Origin of the sequence: Acetobacter sp. DsW_059 (genome assembly GCF_002153695.1) — a bacterium.
Lineage (GTDB): Bacteria > Pseudomonadota > Alphaproteobacteria > Acetobacterales > Acetobacteraceae > Acetobacter > Acetobacter thailandicus.
The window spans coordinates 60,921-77,626 of record NZ_JOPI01000002.1 but is presented as its reverse complement, the minus strand read 5'-3'; the positions used below and the strand labels follow the sequence as shown (position 1 = coordinate 77,626).

The window sequence follows — 16,706 nt, the reverse complement described above, 5'->3', positions numbered from 1 at the left end:
CAGACGGAGTAAGAACAAGCTATTTTTCTGCTCCGTTCTCCATGACGCTTTCTATATGGAAACGAGGTCTGTGTTTCGTTTCAAGATAAATTTTACCAATATACTCACCGATAATACCCAGTGAAAGCATCTGCACCCCTCCCATAAAGAAAATTGAGAGAACGACTGAGGACCAGCCTGCGATGGTATGTCCGGTTATTTTTATCAGTAAAATGTATAAAATAGCGAGCAAAGACAAAATACAGATCAGAAAACCCAGTGAAGCAATAAGACGCAGCGGCGCAACAGTCATGGAGGTTATACCCTCCAGCGCCAGCGCCAGCATTTTACGTAACGGGTATTTCGACTCACCGGCTATACGCACACCACGGTCATAGCGCACTTCAAGAGAAGGAAAACCGATAAGGGGAATCAAACCGCGAATGTAGATATTGCGCTCATTATAATCGAGCAAAGCTTTGAGCGCACGACTGCTGAGCAGACGGTAATCAGCATGATTAAATTTCTGCTTAACGCCCATCAGCGCCATCAGATGATAAAACCCTTCAGCCGTTGTCCTTTTAAACCATGTATCTGTCTGACGACTGTCACGCACACCATAAACCACATCATAACCGGCACAATAAGCCTTCACCATCCTCCTGATAGCCTGAACATCATCCTGCAGATCTGCATCTATACTGACGACAGCATCTGAGTGCTGACCTGCCACATGCAACCCGGCCAGCAGAGCAGCCTGATGCCCTTCATTACGCGACAGCTTAACACCCTGAATGCACTCTCCCTCAGCACAGGCCTCACGGATACATCTCCATGTCTGATCACAGCTGCCATCATCGACAAATAATAAAAAACTATCTTTTTTTATGAGGTTATCCTGCACCATTTCTTTAATGCTGTTTCTCAGCTCTGTCAGACAGGAAGAGAAAACCTCTTCCTCATTATAACAGGGCACGACAATAACCAGCCGTGGCGCCGGGCGGGACATAACTGACATTCAATACAACTTTTAAAGGCTAATAAAATTTATCCGGTTATAATATTAACATTTATTCATAAATTTGGCGATAAATTTTATTATCAGATTCATATTCAAAAAATCAAAAAGACCGGAAACAAAGCACGCCAGCAGACTCCGGCCAGATAAATCCTCTGACCTGAATATTATCTCATTGTAAATAATATGTCTTTATTTTAATGACATTTTGTTCATAAGATTAACCACCCCCCAGGCGGTGTTTGCTTCACTATGCACTGCAACACATTAAAGAGAAAAAAGCATGAGGCCTGTTGAACTGTCTAAACTTGTACAACGTTTAGACGATACATGTCGTCGTCAGCTTGAAAACGCCGCTGGCATGGCAGTATCACGCACGCACTACGATGTAGAGGCCGAACACTGGTTCAGTTTCCTCCTCCAGGCTGAAAACAATGATATCCTCAACATTACCAGAACACTTGGCCTGGACCCGGCACCTCTGCTTACCCACCTTGAGAAAATTCTCGCGGGTCTGAAAACCGGCAATGGCAGAGCACCTAGCCTTTCACCCGATATTGTTCGCCTGATAAAATCAGCCTGGCTGGGCGCATCGGTTAACAGAAGTACCACCGCAATACGCTCAGCCGATCTGCTTCTTGCTCTGGCAGCAGATACTGATAACTGCCTGAGTCTGCGCAACGCACTTAAACCACTACTTGGTGCTGTGTCTCGCTGCACCGAAGCTGAAGTCTGGTCTTTTTGCCAGGCAAGTGCCGAAGTGCCCCCTGCCCCGGCATCCCGGGAAATATCAGGAGATACGCAAGACGCGGTGCATGACGATAAACGCTTTGGAGCCGCCTTATCACGCTACGCACAGGATCTTGTCACTCAGGCTGAAAAAGGAAAAATTGACCCTGTCCTGGGCCGCGACAGTGAAATACGACAAATGGCGGATATTCTTCTGCGCCGTCGTCAGAATAATCCCATTCTGGTCGGTGAAGCCGGTGTTGGTAAGACAGCTCTGATCGAAGGACTCGCCCAGCGTCTGGCAGACGGTGATGTACCACCAGCTTTAAAAAACGTCCGTATTTTCACCCTTGACCTGGGCCTGCTACAGGCCGGAGCCGGTGTGAAAGGTGAATTCGAAAACCGCCTGAAAGACGTTATTGCCGACGTTGATGCCGCTCCTGTCCCTGTCATTTTATTTATTGATGAAGCTCACACTCTGATAGGTGCAGGTGCCGGAGGTACAACAGGCTCAGGTGATGCTGCTAATCTTCTCAAGCCGGCTCTCGCCCGGGGCAACCTGCGCGTTATCGCAGCCACCACCTGGGCGGAATATAAAAAATACTTCGAAAAAGATGCTGCTCTGACACGCAGGTTTCAGCCCGTAGCAGTAAACGAACCGAGCATCCCGGTAGCCACCGCAATGTTACGTGGCCTGACCAAAACACTCAGCGGGCATCATAACGTATTGATCCTTGAAGATGCCATCCACGCCGCTGTCTCTCTCTCAGCACGCTATATCACCGGACGACAACTGCCGGATAAAGCCGTGAGCCTGCTCGACACAGCCTGCGCGCGCGTCGCCATGAGTCAGAATACCACTCCGGCTCAGCTTGAAGACAGCGAGCGCAGACTAAGTATGCTGAACACAGAAATCAGCGCTCTTGAATCAGAAAGTATTTTCGACAAAGCCAGTCAGAAAGAACATCTCGCTACATTACAGGAACAACGTATAACCGAAGAAAATCGTCGCGCTGCTCTGGCTGACAAAGCTGCACAGGAATATGCCCTTGTTACAGAACTTGAGGCTCTTCAGACCCAGCTGAGCAGAGATTCAGAAGAAGATAAATCCGCTCTGAGCACAGCCTATCGTGATGCAATGGCCCGCCTTGAAATCGTTCAGGGTGACAATCCAATGATCTTCCCCATGGTAGACCATAATGCAGTTGCCGCCGTCGTTTCAGAATGGACCGGTATTCCGCTCGGACGCATGCAAAATAACCAGCTTCAGGCTGTGCTCTCTCTCGAAGAGACAATGAAACAGCGCATCATCGGGCAGGACCATGCTCTTCACGCTATTGCTCTTGCCGTACAGACCTCACGCGCCGGTCTGAATGACCCACGTAAACCCGTAGGTGTTTTCCTGATGGCCGGCACATCCGGTGTGGGCAAAACAGAAACCGCGCTGGCTCTGGCAGACCTGCTCTATGGTGGAGAGCAAAGCCTCACCATTATCAATATGTCTGAGTTTAAAGAGGAGCATAAAGTCAGCCTGCTGATGGGCAGCCCCCCCGGCTATATTGGTTACGGTGAAGGCGGCATTCTGACTGAAGCTGTGCGCCGCAAGCCATATTCTGTGCTGCTTCTCGACGAAATGGAGAAAGCACATCCCGGCGTGCAGGAAGTCTTCTTCCAGGTGTTTGACAAAGGACACATGAAGGACGGCGAAGGACGTGATATTGATTTTCGCAATACCCTGATCGTTATGACCTCTAATGCCGGCACAGAGTTAATTTCGAGCCTGTATGCTGACCCTGAAACAGCTCCGCCACAGGAAACAGTTGATAAGCTGGTTTATGAAGAACTGCAAAAATCCTTTAAACCTGCTTTCCTCGGGCGGACAAAGGTTATCCCCTACATCCCTCTGAGCCGCGAGACATTACTGCGTATTGTTGACCTGCAACTGACCCGCGTGCGCGACCGGGTTAAGACACGCTTTGGCGTCACCGTTGAAATTGCAGAATCGGTCAGAGAAATGCTGATTAATCGCTGCGAAGAAGGAAGTGCCGGCGCACGTGCACTGGAAAGAGTTATTGCTGACACGCTCCTGCCAGCTCTTTCACGATATATTCTTGAAAGACTTACCGCCCGTGAAGATGAAAAAAACTTCATAATAGGGCAACTTTTTATTGACTTAAATTTAGAAATGCGGCCTTTTATAACAGAACTTTAATTTTTAATCAGGGTGAGAGACGGCCGTGGCTATCTATATGCAGTACGAAGGCGTTGAAGGCAACGTTACCGAAGCCGGACACGAAGGATGGACCGAACTGACCGGGTTTCAATGGGGTGTCGGTCGAGGCATTTCCAGCAGCGTTGGTTCGACAGCCGACCGTGAGTCAAGCGCACCAAGCGTTGGTGAAGTGATCGTTACAAAGAACAATGATATGTCGACCGGTGACCTGATGAGCGAGGCTCTGTCAGGTCATGGTGATAAAGTTATCAAAATCGACTTTACACGTACCTACAAAGATCAGCAGCAGGTTTACCTGTCGCTGGAACTTCAGCAGGCCATTATCAGCTCTTACTCTCACTCTTCAAGCGGCGACCGTCCTCACGAATCGCTGGCCTTTAATTTCAACCACGTCACGGTCAAAACCTATCAGATGAATGCTGATGGCAGCCAGGGCGGTCAGAAAGTAATCACCTACGATCTGGCGACAGCAAAAGCAAACACCTGATTATAAAATTCTGCACCTTCTGGTTCAGATATTTAAAAACCGGAAGAAATATTTTTTATTTCTCTCCAGTTTTATTTTAAGACAGTCATCATGTTCTGGAAAAATAAACAAAAGCGAACATAATGCACACCAGAATACATATAACTGATTCTGTCGAAACTTAAATAATACTCCAGAATGAGGTAATCATATGAGCGGCAGTGTGCATGATAAATTAAAGAACGTTCGTAAACCGCGTGTCCACATTACCTATGATGTGGAAACAGAAGGTGCCGAAATTATAAGAGAACTTCCTTTCGTCGTTGGCGTTATGGGAGATTTTTCAGGCGACCCGCGCAAACCATTACGCCCGCTGGCTGAACGTAAATTTGTTCAGATTGACCGGGATAATTTTGATGAGGTTATGGCCCGACTGGCCCCGGGCCTTCATATGTCAGTACGCAATACCCTGACAAATGACGGTTCTGACCTTGTTACTGATCTGAAGTTTAACTCCACAGCTGATTTTGAACCTGCACAGGTTATCGACCAGGTGCCAGCACTTAAGGCCCTTCTCGAAACACGCAACAAGTTACGTGACCTGATGAGTAAAGCTGATCGCTCTGAAGAACTTGAGCAGCTGCTCGAGCAGATTCTGCAACAGGATAATAAATTAAATAGTGTGACTGAAGAACTTGCCGGTAAAGAGAAGGGCTAACTGATGTCTGAAACCACATCACACTCAAAGTCAGCGACTTCAGGCAAAACTGAGGAGACCTCAGCATCCTTTCTGAGTCAGGTTGTTGCTGCAACAAAGCAGACAGAACCAGATCGTGCTGAAGAGCTGGTTCGCACACTGGTAGAGCAGGCCGCGGCAGGCACGATCAGATTTGACCGTAATATGAACCGCACGATTGAACGGGCTATTAAGCAGATTGATCAGAAACTCTCAGAACAACTTAATGAAATCATACATGATGAGCGCTTTCTGAAACTTGAGGGCTCATGGCGTGGCCTGCATTACCTGGTCAACAATTCCGAAACCAGCTCCAATCTTAAGATCCGACTGCTCAACGTCTCCAAACGTGAGCTGAACCGTGATCTGACCCGCGCGACTGAATTTGACCAGTCCTCTTTGTTCCGCAAAATCTACGAAAGCGAATTCGGAACACCAGGAGGTGAACCTTATGGTGCACTAATTGGTGATTATGAATGGAATAACCACCCGGATGATGTCGAGACACTGCGTCAGATATCCAACGTTAGTGCAGCAGCTTTTGCTCCTTTCATCTCGGGAGTGAGCCCGGCGATGTTCGGTTTTGATGACTGGTCTCAGCTGGCAAAACCGCGCGATCTGAGCAAAATCTTTGATAGTGCCGAGTATATCAAATGGCGTAGTTTCCGCGACAGCGAAGATAGCCGCTTTGTTAACCTTGTCATGCCCCGCGTCATGGCACGTCTGCCCTATGGCAACACAACCCGCCCGGTTGACGAGTTCGACTATGAAGAAGCCCCGCAGGATGCAAACGGTCGCTCCGAGTCCATAGCACACAACAACTATTGCTGGATGAACGCCGCCTTCGTCATGGGGGCTCGTATGACAGATTCATTCGCGCGCACAGGCTTCTGCACCACGATACGAGGTGCAGAAGGCGGTGGCAAAGTGGAAAACCTGCCTTCACACACCTTCATGTCTGACGACGGAGACCTCGACACTAAATGCCCGACTGAAATTGGCATTACTGACCGCCGTGAACACGAGCTGTCTCAGCTGGGCTTCCTGCCACTTTGTCATTATAAAAATCATGACTACGCAGTATTTTTTGGCGCGCAGAGCACACAAAAAGCAAAAGAATACGAACGCCCTGAAGCCACAGCCAACGCCCGTATTTCAACCCGCCTGCCCTGCGTTATGGCAACCAGCCGCTTTGCTCATTATCTTAAAGTGATGGCACGCGACAAGCTCGGGTCTTTTACAGAAGCTGAGGATTGCGAAATCTGGCTAAACCGCTGGATTATGAACTACGTCAATACCAACGAAAATGCCGGAGCCGAGAATAAAGCAAAATACCCTTTGCGTGAGGCTCGTGTTCAGGTGCGTGAAGTTCCTGGCAGCCCAGGATCCTACAACGCGGTTGCCTACCTGCGTCCGTGGCTGCAACTGGAAGAACTGACCACCAGTCTGCGTATGGTGGCACGGGTTCCTCAGAAAAACTGAGAACATCCCGTGACTGAACCTGCTTCCGACTCACCTCCTGCATTGCGTGATACGATCCTTTCAGGACGTTTTATGCTTCAGGAAACAGGGACGGAATCTTTTATCGCCTTTCTTTCAGCTCCTGGTTACCAGGGGCTGAAAAAGTGGTTCAGCATTGATACGCTACGTCAGGCACGTCATGATCCACAGCTGATCTGCGACATGATTGATTACGACATTACGCGTATCGACCGTATGCTGAGCACACAACTTGACATCATACTTCACGACGAATCTTTTCAAAAACTTGAAAGCGCATGGCGCGGTCTTTTATGGCTGACAGGAGGGCTATCTCCCGAGTCACGGGTTTTTGTAAGAATGCTGTCTGTCAGCTGGCCGGAAATCTGCCGTGATCTGCAAAATGCCGTTGATTTTGATAAAAGTGCACTATTCAGACTGATTTATGAAAAAGAATTTGGTCAGGCCGGGGGCGAACCTTTTGGCCTGATGGTTATCGACCATGAGTTTCGTCATACACCAGCCCCACGCAGGCCGGGTGCCCCCCCTTCAACCGACGATATTGCCGCACTTAACAGCCTGGCGGGCATTGCTGCGGCCGCATTTTGCCCTATGGTTCTGGGTGTTTCACCTGTGTTATTTGGTGTTGAACGCTTTTGCGATCTCGCGACTGTTGTTGATCTTGTCGCCTCTCTTAAAGAAACAGATAAACGCCGGTGGGAAATGCTGCGTCGTCAGGCTGATGCGCGTTTTTTATGTGCCTGCCTGCCGCGTGTACTGGCGCGGCTGCCCTGGGGTCATGACCCGGCACGACGTGATGGTTTTTTCTACAGAGAGCGGGTTGTTCAGAATAAAGAACGCCTCTGGTCCTCTGCTGCTTATGCCTTTGCGTCAGTCGTTATTCGTGCACAGATGACCTATAACTGGCCGGCAGACATTCGTGGTGTTCCCATCGGCCGCACAGGTGGTGGTCTGGTGCCAGACCTTATAAGTGAAGCGTCTGCTACTGACAGACACCAGGTGTGGCACTACCCGCCGCTTGACCTGCAACTCTCCCCCGGGCAGGAGCGCGCACTGAGCGACGAAGGCTTTATGCCTCTTGTTTCTCTGCCTTTCGGTCCGGAAGCCTGCTTTAGCTCGGTCAGTAGTATCGCCAGAGCACAAGGCGGAGAAAGTGCTGCATCAGTCAATCACCACTTATCTCTGCAAATGAATATGCTTCTCTGTGTCTCACGTTTTGCCCATTACATTAAAATTCTCGGCCGGTCAGCAATCGGCAGCATAACCAGTCAGGATGCCCTGCAACGCCGTCTGCAAAACTGGCTGATGAGCTACACCAACAATAGTCAGCATGCTTCAGAGCAAACCCGAGCCAGATATCCTCTGATCGACAGTAAAGTAAAAGTTTCTGAAAAACCCGATAACCCGGGACACTTCTTTTGCGTGGTTCACCTTAAGCCACGCTACCAGCTTGACCAGATGAACATTGCTTTTAGCCTGACCACCGAACTCACCGGTCCAGCAGCCTGATATATTTTAGTGATTTATTACCGGAGTTTCTCATGACGTCTGACAGTATAAGCACAACTGCTACTGAAGCTTTTCGCAGCGGCAATCCGGAACATGCTGTTGAGCTGGCCACTGCCGCCGTACGTGCAGCCCCGACACAAAGCCAGGCGCGCTTCAGACTGTTTGAAATGCTTCTGTTCAGCAACCAGTTTGAGAGAGCTGACAACGTTCTTGACGCTTTACAAAAACTCGACACTAAAGCAGCATTATATATTGCTGAATGCCGGCAGTTACTCAGGGCTGAGGTTTCGCGCCAGAGTTACTGGAGCAGTGGCCAGCAACCAGAATTTTTGCAGGGTTGCGAGCCCGCTCAGGCACTCTGCCTGCGTGCTCTGACCGAACTTCACGCACAGGACAACGTAGCGGCAGCAACCACACTGGAAGAAGCCGAAAACATACGTCCGCACGCTCCGGGAGAAACTAACAAAGCTGAATTCTCTGACTTTCGGGATACTGATGACCTGTGTGCCGGCGCCCTTGAAGTGCTGACAACAACGGGACGCTATTTTCAGGTACCATTCTCACGCGTTGAAAGCGCCTCTTTCCTTCCGGTAAAATGTCACCGTGATTTGTACTGGCGAGGGTGCGACCTGAACATCACAAACGGGCCTGATGGTATTGTTTACATCCCCGCTATTTACGGAGCGACTGGGGCTCTGGCCGAGCACTTGCCAGAACGCGGCAAACTATTAACCGGACAGATGACAGAATGGACTGATGGAGATGTTGCTCGCGGTATCGGGCAGCGCCTCTTCCTCGCTGGTGATGAGGGGCTGGCCCTGTATGATATCGGGGAGCTGACGTTTAAAGTATGAATAAGCGCAAAGACCGCATAAGACAGCCGGCAAGCGAGAGCTCACGTCAGTCTGACACAAAAAACACGCCTGTCAGACTCTCCGTTTTTGACCGCCTTATTGCACCCGAAGCCGCACAGGCCAGTATTACAAACTCACGTACAGGCATTAAAACACTACAAAATGCTGTGTTACGCGATGTTTCTCTCCTGCTCAACTCACGACGTTGCTGGTATCAGCCATCACGAGAGCAAAAAGACCTGCGCCGCTCTTTACTAACCTATGGTGTACCTGACTTCACCTCTGGCGAGCTGGGGGAGCAGGATAACCGTGAAATGCTGCGTGCTGCTATCGAACAAACGATCACACGCTTTGAAACGCGGCTGAATAATGTGCGGGTCGCACTCAGAGAAGAACGTGACCGTAGTCACGGAGTTCTTAAATTGCGAATTGATGCTTTACTTCACGTGGAGCCTTTGCAGACACCGATCTGTTTCGACACGGTTGTTGACCTGGCCTCAGCACATGCTGATGTTTTACTAAACGAAGTGGTCTGACACTATGGATGATCTTCTTTTTCGTTATTATAATCGTGAACTTTCAGCACTGCGTACACTTGCCGCTGATTTTGCACAGGCTAACCCCAAAGCTGCCGCCCACCTGCGCATTAGTGCTGATACTGTTGATGACCCCCATGTTGCCCGGCTCCTCGAGGGCCTGGCTTTTCTTTCTGGCAGAGTGCATCAGCGACTTGATGATGAATTCCCCGAGCTGACAGAAGGATTGCTGGGGATATTATACCCGCATTATTTTGCGCCCGTTCCGGCGGCCTCCATTATCTCTCTGACTGCACGCGAGGGCACTAATACGCACGGACAAATTGTACCACGTGGCACCCTTGTCGCAACAGACCCGATTGGTGGCAAACCCTGCTTTTTCTCCACCACATCTGACACTTCTCTGTGGCCTGTAAGGGTATCACGCCTGACCCTGTCCGGACTGCCACTGGCAGCCCCGGCCAGCCCACTCACCCGTGGCGCCAGGTCTGTTTTACGTATTGTTCTGGAAACAACTGAAAAAGACATCTCTTTTTCAGATCTTTCCCTTGATAAGTTAAAATTTTTTCTGCGTGGATCATCGCCAGGACAGAGCTTCGCTCTTCTTGAACTGTTATGCCGACATACAATATGTTTTGCCTGTGCAGCCTCCCCCAACGATCCGTCAGCAACTTTTTTACCTAAAACAGCTTTACAGCCATGTGGTTTTGAGCAGAACGATGCTCTTTTACCATGGGAGGCAAGATCCTTCTCAGGCTTTCGCCTTCTGACAGAATATTTCGCATTTCCCGATAAATTTTTATTTGTGGAATTTGACAGACTGGATGCCCGCACACTCGTCCATGACAGTCGGCAAATGGAAATTTTTGTCTATTTTGATATTTCATTACCTGAACTTGAGCGGACTCTGCCACAGGAAGCTCTGATACCAGGATGCGTACCCATCATTAACCTGTTCCCGCACCATTGTGAGCCTGTTTCGCTCACGCATGAAAATACTAACTATCACGTATCAGGCAGCCTGCACGATCCACAGCATTACGAAATCTGGAGCGTGCAACGCGTCAGAGAAATACAGGGGAATGGCACTGCACAGACCTGGAGCTCGCTCTATCAGCGTAATCCCCACGAAGCAGAGCTGACAAATCAACACTCAATCTCTTATACCCTCAGCCGCAGGCCCGCCCCGGCTGACATAACCGGCAGTGAGGTTTATCTTGCTCCTGTTTTACCAGACCTTGACCCCAATTCACCGGCAAATTCAATTCTGATGATTGATGCCCTGTGTACTAACCGTAACCTGCCCGAACGTCTGCCTTTTGGTGGTGGAGAACCTGCGTTACGTATGCCAGCCATGACTGATATTATCAGACAGGTTACCTGCCTGATGCCTTTTTCAGCGACACTTCGCCCCTCCCTTGAGGGTGATAATACCTGGCGGCTGATTTCACACCTGGCTCTGGGACATATCTCTCTGACAGAGCATGATGCCGGACCACGTATTCTGCACGACCTGCTCACACTTTATGACTGCCGTGATACGCTGGAAACACGCCGTATTATCAGCGGCCTTGTTGACGTCAGTACCCGCCCTGGTCATGCCCGCCTGCCAGGCACACGTGCCGGTGGCTTTGTACGCGGCGTTGATGTTACACTGACCTTTGATCCGGTCGCCTGGAAAGATAGCAGCTCTTATCTTCTTGCCAGTATTCTGGAGCGCTTTCTGGCCCTGCATGTCAGCATCAACTCATTTGTGCGCACATGCGTCATGCTTCAGGGCAAGCCTGGCATTGTTACGCAATTTCCACCACGCTGTGGCACACGGTCGCTATTATGAACAGCTCTGGCATTCCGTCAGGAACCACCACACAGGTCATCTGCCTGACAGAAGAAGATAATGTAAACACGCAGGAAGATCTGAAACCACAGACACCCCTGACAACTTCACCTGTTGTCCGGGCAAATACACCACCAGCTGTGATCACAGAGCCCCCCGAAGCACCTGATAACGGGCTCATGGCTCAGTTCATAAAACAGCCCGGACAGTTCAGTTTTGATGCCGCGGTATTACTGATGCTGCGCGACAGAAAAAATGCTCCCATACAAAGTACTATCCGGTTTCACTCTCCCCAGGGCACCGCGTACCCGACAACTGACATCACCGCGATACAAAAAAACGATACAACGTTTCATACAACAGTTACCCCAATTAGCTTAACTGGCCCTACCGGGGTATTACCGCTACACTACACTATGGAGCTGACAGCCGAGCATCGCCGGCGCGCTTCAGCTCTGAGCGATTTTTTTGAACTCCTCATACAACGCCCGCTCATACACTACGCAGAAAGTGGCATTAAATACCGCCTTGCCAGTGGGCATACCCTTCCCGAAAATTCAGGCAGCGCACCTTATGCCGCTCAGATATCTAAAGTTCTTTTAGCGATAGCTGGTTTTCAGTCATCAGCGACTGCGCGGTCACTCGGAGTAAATGCCGATACTGTTAAATTTTACTCGGGGTATTTTTCTTCTATGCCCCGTTCAACAGAGTGTCTTCGCTCCCTTTTAAGTGACTGGTTAAAGCTGCCTGTACGCATTGAAGAATTCACCCCACTCCGCATTAAAATAGAACGAGATCAGCAAAGCCGTTTACCTGTCACAGGATATAGCAGGGAAGATCTGAACAATTTCAGTCAGCTGGGCGTTAATGCGACTATCGGGGAACGTTATCTCAATTATCAGTCGCAGTTTACAATGTGGATTGGACCGCTTGATCTGACAACATTTCAAAGTCTGATACCAACAGGTCAGTTATTTAAAAAAATAATAAATATGTCAAAGGCTTATACCGGACCTGAATTGCAGATTATTATAAGGCCAATCCTTAAAAAAACTGGTGTCCCTGCTCTGCGTCTTCCTGCGAAGATCAATACAGACAACGAATTTCAACCTCGACTAGGCTGGAACAGCTGGTTAACACCTGCGAAGCCTCGCACAAAAGATGTATCAGATGCTATTTTCACTGAATAATACCCTGAAATATTTTGATTGTTTGTTCTTTTATAATTTCTCTAAAATAGACCGGATATAATTCGTATACTGCCAACGCCCCTGGAACCATCACCACATATTGTGGATATTAATTCATAATTATTTACAAATATTACAAAAATAATTATTTAAAAAAAATCCATATTATATAGTTTTAAATCTCAAAAAATAAAAATAAAATATTTTAAAAAATTATTTTATTTTTAATAATAAAATAATTACCTATAAAATAAATCATAAATTATTTTTAATTCTTATTTCTTGATTAATTATACATATAAAAACATATAATTAATATTTTTTATTTTTATATAACAATTTATTTTTTTGTTAAATTATCATTGCTGACATAACAGCAACAAAGTATAAACTATAATTCATAATATGAAATTGCATTTATAATAGTCCGTTTTTAAAAGGCATGCAGGCATATCACTGCACAGGTCAGCGTGTCCGGACTGAATGGAGAGAACCAGCCTTGCCGACGTACCTCAGTATTTGCCGGAGAAGCATCGCAGCTATTATGCTGGCATCGGTAGCATCAGGTCAACCCGGTGCGCAGGCTCAGTCCATAATCCCACCACCAACTTTCCTGATCATTGGAAACGGACACACAGAAGGCAGTAGCACAATGCTGCCTTCATGTTCAGAAACAGCCCATCGCCTCTCGGGTCAGCTAAAATCTCAGAATTACAATGTATTTGAGGTCCTGAACCCATCAAGTGTTGAACTGCGCGTTAGTTTATCCGGGTTTGCAAGACACGTTGATAATAAACGACCTGTCATTGCCTATTGCGGCATGGCATGGGTACAAAACGACCGTATTTTCCTTTCCCGTGACGAACAAAAAAGTGATCTTCTGCGCAATGCTGTTGTCGCTGACTCACTCATTCGCGCAGCGGATAAGCAAAACGGTTTCGTTTTTCTCGAACTACACCCTGTCCCCGGACAAAGTCAGGAACTTTCACGCGCTGTCGCCCTGCTTAAAAGCCGCACTGATACCTCACCATCTCTTACAGCAACGATTGTGCAATCCCCGGCAGCAGACCCGGTCATAGATGAGCTGACTTCCGCCATGCAACCAGGCTGGCAGTGGAATGATCTGGCTAATCTGACGCATGATAACGGATTAAATCAGAAATCAAATCCTGCACCAGATACTACAATCCCTTCTCCCCCTGCAGCATCGCCGGTACCCCCCTTACAGGCACCCCTCCCGTCAGTACCAGATAGCCAGGACCCAGCCCCCACCCATTCTTCTGTAACTGGTACCGATACCTCCACAGTTAAAGAAGTTTCTCCCTCTCCTTCTGCCGCAGTAAATAATAATACGTCTCAGCAACCCGCAGCCGTAACACCTCCCTCGCCTCCTCCGGTTAAAAAAGAAAATACACAGGTTGTAAAAGCGCGGGAAAAGGCTGTCAGGCAACTACAGGTAAACCTGCTGGCAAGAGGGTACTACAGTGGTGTTATCAATGGGATAAAAACACCAGAAACTATTAATGCGATCAAAAAATTTCAAAAATCCATGCATGCGCCTCAGACAGGAAACCTGACAGATTATCAGGCTGCAGCTCTTTTCAGTGCGGTACATTAAGATGACACTCAGATTAAAACTCAACCTGACTCTCGTAACAGGCTTTCTGATAACACTGGCCGTTCTCGTACCTCTGCTGCGTAGCACCCTGAGTCAGACAGCCTATGATGCTGCGATAAGTCAGGCACAGCTCCTCAATCAGGTAAGTCAGATTACCGAACAGTATAACGAAAAAGAAATTACACCTCAGCTCCTTCAGAGCACCAGCATTGACTTCCCCCCTCAGAGTGTACCTTTTTATGCTGTATCACATCTTGGTGCACTTCTCAGACAGGATCACGCTGGCCTGAACATCAGGGCCACTGCACTCAACCCGACAAACCCGGCTGATGCCCCAACCCCGGTTGAAAGAAACCTTATCGAGCGGCTGCGTAGCCCTTCTGCACCAGCTATGCTGCTTTCGAACTCTACTGACTCAACTGGAAAACCGACTCTTTTACTCGCAACTCCCATTCGTGTGACAAACTCAGGATGTCTCACCTGCCATTCTGATCCGGCCGTTGCTCCTGGAACAATGATTGATACCTACGGCAGCCAGAACGGCTTTGGCTGGAAACCAGGGGAGACTGTCGGCGCCAGCATTATCAGTATTCCTGTTGGCGCACTTCAGGCTGAAGCTACGGGCAAAATCTGGAAAATCATTCTATGCCTGAGCGCCTTATTCCTGATCATTCTTGCCGTAATCAATATCATTATTGAAATCGCCTTTCTGCGGCCGCTACATGAAATGTCAGCCATTACCGGTCGGGTAAGCCGCGGTGATATGACCGCACCAGAGCTGGCCATTAATGATCATAATGAACTTGCACCTCTCGCCAGCGCCTTTACGCGCCTGCGGCGCAGCCTTGAGAGTGCCTTCAGCATGCTGGACGAATAATGATGACACCTGATCTTCCAACAAATGCCGGACGATATTGCATTGAAGCTTTGCTTGGGCAGGGTGCAATGGGTGTGGTCTATAAAGCATGGGACCCTCTTGTACACCGTCATGTCGCAATTAAAATGGTCCGCGATAACCTGCTGGAAGGTCAGGAACGTGCTGACTATCTTGCTCGCTTTCTCAATGAAGCACGTCTTGGCGGTTTGTGTGACCACCCCAATATTGTCTCCCTTTATGATATGGGTGGATCTGACGAAGAACCTTATCTCGTATTACAATATGTTGACGGACTGGGGCTCAATAAAGCTCTGCCAAAAGGAACAAAGCTCCCCCTGGACGAAGTAATCCCTATTGCATTGCAGGTACTGGCTGCACTTGAATACGCACATATGCAGGGCATCGTTCACCGCGATGTCAAACCTGCTAACATTATCCTGACCTATCAGGGGCGCCTGAAAATTACTGACTTTGGTGTATCTCACAGTGCTCTGCTCTCTGAGGCTGAGACCACACCGCTACTCATCGGCACACCTAACTATATGTCTCCCGAGCAATGTGCAGGCCGCCCTGTCGATTCACGAAGTGATCTGTTCTCTTTCGGCAGTGTCCTTTATGAAATGCTCAGTGGCAAAAAAGCCTTTGAAGGCCGTGAATATAGCGACACCTCACTCCTGATCCTTAACACTGAGCCAGAACCATTATGTGATCTGAGATCTGACCTCCCGGCAGGAATCGCAACAGCACTTAGTCGCATTCTGGCAAAAGATCCCAATGACAGGTTTTCATCTGCCCGTGAGTTTTCTGATGTTCTCAGGCGCGCGACACCACAGTTTGACCTAAGCTCTCCACTGCCTCTGCCTCAACAGCAGTTTCACTCTGCACCAGAGCAAAATGTTTCTGATGATACAGCTGAAAATACATCTTACCATAAAGAAATATCTGAAAATGATGCATCTCTCGTTCCGGATGATAACGATGATGATTATGACGGAGATGCAACTGTTATAATAGCCGCGGAAGATAACCTGCCTCCGTTATCACATCCTGTAGCAGAAACTGAATGGCTGAACGCCCTGGAGGGGCATTTGCTGAACCTTTATGGCCCGGCAAGTCGTCAGTCATTAAGGAAGGCCTGTGAACAGGCAGAAACAAAAGAAGAAATCCTGGCATTAGTACTCAAAAACAAACGCCGCAAAAAAGATCTTCTCGCTCTGTTTTTGCCGGCACAACCTATAAATGAACAGGCTATTCACTCAGAAGAAAACGAAACGCCCACTGAAAATATAGTTGAATTACAAAATACCGCTGAAGAGACACCTCTTCCTCAGACTGAGATCATACCTGAACACCAGAATGATCAGCATCCTGAAGAATTATCTTATGAGGAACCTCCTTACATTCAGCAGGAAGAAGATCCGCCCCTTACAGATGAAGATATTATCCAGGTCAGTGCCGCACTGTCTGATGTGCTTGGACCTGTTGCTACACCGGTCCTGCGCAGAGCCTCTCTCCGGGCTAAAAATTATCCGTCATTTGTCGCGCTGTGTGAGACTTATATCAAACATCAGGGAGATCAGGAGCGTTTCCGTAATCTTCTTGCTGCGACTACACGTACCTGAAA

At 48.5% G+C, this 16,706-nt stretch carries 13 protein-coding genes; 12 read left to right on the top strand and 1 reads right to left on the bottom strand.

The window, feature by feature from the left end; genetic code table 11:
- Positions 1-19: 19 nt before the first annotated feature.
- A complete protein-coding gene (locus HK25_RS00655; RefSeq protein ID WP_086554686.1) occupies positions 20-997 on the bottom strand; it encodes a glycosyltransferase family 2 protein in 978 nt (325 codons plus the stop codon).
- Between the two features lie 283 nt (positions 998-1,280).
- On the opposite strand from HK25_RS00655, the gene tssH reads away from it, so the two are divergent.
- The 12 genes from tssH to HK25_RS00595 all read left to right on the top strand — a co-directional run bounded on the left by tssH (position 1,281) and on the right by HK25_RS00595 (position 16,704).
- Positions 1,281-3,938, top strand: a complete 2,658-nt coding sequence (gene tssH, locus HK25_RS00650; RefSeq protein WP_086634959.1) for a type VI secretion system ATPase TssH — start codon at positions 1,281-1,283, stop codon at positions 3,936-3,938.
- A 25-nt stretch (positions 3,939-3,963) separates the two neighbouring features.
- Complete coding sequence (locus tag HK25_RS00645; RefSeq protein WP_086554684.1) at positions 3,964-4,446, top strand: type VI secretion system tube protein Hcp; 483 nt, start codon at positions 3,964-3,966, stop codon at positions 4,444-4,446.
- 190 nt (positions 4,447-4,636) lie between these two features.
- Positions 4,637-5,143 (top strand): type VI secretion system contractile sheath small subunit, encoded by a 507-nt coding sequence (gene tssB, locus HK25_RS00640; protein WP_086634958.1) that lies wholly within the window; start codon positions 4,637-4,639, stop codon positions 5,141-5,143.
- A 3-nt stretch (positions 5,144-5,146) separates the two neighbouring features.
- Complete coding sequence (gene tssC / locus HK25_RS00635) at positions 5,147-6,643, top strand: type VI secretion system contractile sheath large subunit (RefSeq protein ID WP_086634957.1); 1,497 nt, start codon at positions 5,147-5,149, stop codon at positions 6,641-6,643.
- 9 nt (positions 6,644-6,652) lie between these two features.
- Entirely contained in the window at positions 6,653-8,170 is a 1,518-nt protein-coding gene (gene tssC / locus HK25_RS00630) for a type VI secretion system contractile sheath large subunit (protein ID WP_086634956.1), read from the top strand.
- Between the two features lie 32 nt (positions 8,171-8,202).
- On the top strand, positions 8,203-9,024 hold the full coding sequence (locus tag HK25_RS00625; protein ID WP_086634955.1) for a type VI secretion system accessory protein TagJ: 822 nt from the start codon (positions 8,203-8,205) through the stop codon (positions 9,022-9,024).
- On the top strand, positions 9,021-9,560 hold the full coding sequence (tssE, locus tag HK25_RS00620) for a type VI secretion system baseplate subunit TssE (RefSeq protein WP_086634954.1): 540 nt from the start codon (positions 9,021-9,023) through the stop codon (positions 9,558-9,560). The genes HK25_RS00625 and tssE overlap by 4 nt, the downstream gene beginning before the upstream one ends.
- Positions 9,561-9,564: 4 nt before the next feature.
- Positions 9,565-11,397, top strand: coding sequence for a type VI secretion system baseplate subunit TssF (gene tssF / locus HK25_RS00615; protein ID WP_086634953.1), 1,833 nt, complete (start codon positions 9,565-9,567; stop codon positions 11,395-11,397).
- Positions 11,394-12,587 carry a type VI secretion system baseplate subunit TssG gene (gene tssG / locus HK25_RS00610; protein WP_158092905.1) on the top strand — a complete coding sequence of 398 codons (1,194 nt, stop codon included), beginning with the start codon at positions 11,394-11,396 and terminating at the stop codon, positions 12,585-12,587. The genes tssF and tssG overlap by 4 nt, the downstream gene beginning before the upstream one ends.
- Before the next feature lie 499 nt (positions 12,588-13,086).
- Entirely contained in the window at positions 13,087-14,205 is a 1,119-nt protein-coding gene (locus HK25_RS00605) for a peptidoglycan-binding protein (protein ID WP_158092904.1), read from the top strand.
- A 1-nt stretch (position 14,206) separates the two neighbouring features.
- On the top strand, positions 14,207-15,082 hold the full coding sequence (locus tag HK25_RS00600; RefSeq protein WP_086555158.1) for a DUF3365 domain-containing protein: 876 nt from the start codon (positions 14,207-14,209) through the stop codon (positions 15,080-15,082).
- A complete protein-coding gene (locus HK25_RS00595) occupies positions 15,082-16,704 on the top strand; it encodes a serine/threonine-protein kinase (RefSeq protein ID WP_086634950.1) in 1,623 nt (540 codons plus the stop codon). Before HK25_RS00600 ends, HK25_RS00595 begins: the two co-directional genes overlap by 1 nt.
- Positions 16,705-16,706 lie beyond the last annotated feature (2 nt).

Excerpts from the sequence above, each read along its gene's own strand:
- HK25_RS00655 (WP_086554686.1), bottom strand. The coding sequence starts at position 997 with ATGTCAGTTATGTCCCGCCCGGCGCCACGGCTGGTTATTGTCGTGCCC.
- tssH (WP_086634959.1), top strand. The coding sequence starts at position 1,281 with ATGAGGCCTGTTGAACTGTCTAAACTTGTACAACGTTTAGACGATACA.
- tssB (WP_086634958.1), top strand. The coding sequence starts at position 4,637 with ATGAGCGGCAGTGTGCATGATAAATTAAAGAACGTTCGTAAACCGCGT.
- tssC (WP_086634957.1), top strand. The coding sequence starts at position 5,147 with ATGTCTGAAACCACATCACACTCAAAGTCAGCGACTTCAGGCAAAACT.
- HK25_RS00625 (WP_086634955.1), top strand. The coding sequence starts at position 8,203 with ATGACGTCTGACAGTATAAGCACAACTGCTACTGAAGCTTTTCGCAGC.
- tssE (WP_086634954.1), top strand. The coding sequence starts at position 9,021 with ATGAATAAGCGCAAAGACCGCATAAGACAGCCGGCAAGCGAGAGCTCA.
- tssF (WP_086634953.1), top strand. The coding sequence starts at position 9,565 with ATGGATGATCTTCTTTTTCGTTATTATAATCGTGAACTTTCAGCACTG.
- tssG (WP_158092905.1), top strand. The coding sequence starts at position 11,394 with ATGAACAGCTCTGGCATTCCGTCAGGAACCACCACACAGGTCATCTGC.
- HK25_RS00600 (WP_086555158.1), top strand. The coding sequence starts at position 14,207 with ATGACACTCAGATTAAAACTCAACCTGACTCTCGTAACAGGCTTTCTG.
- HK25_RS00595 (WP_086634950.1), top strand. The coding sequence starts at position 15,082 with ATGATGACACCTGATCTTCCAACAAATGCCGGACGATATTGCATTGAA.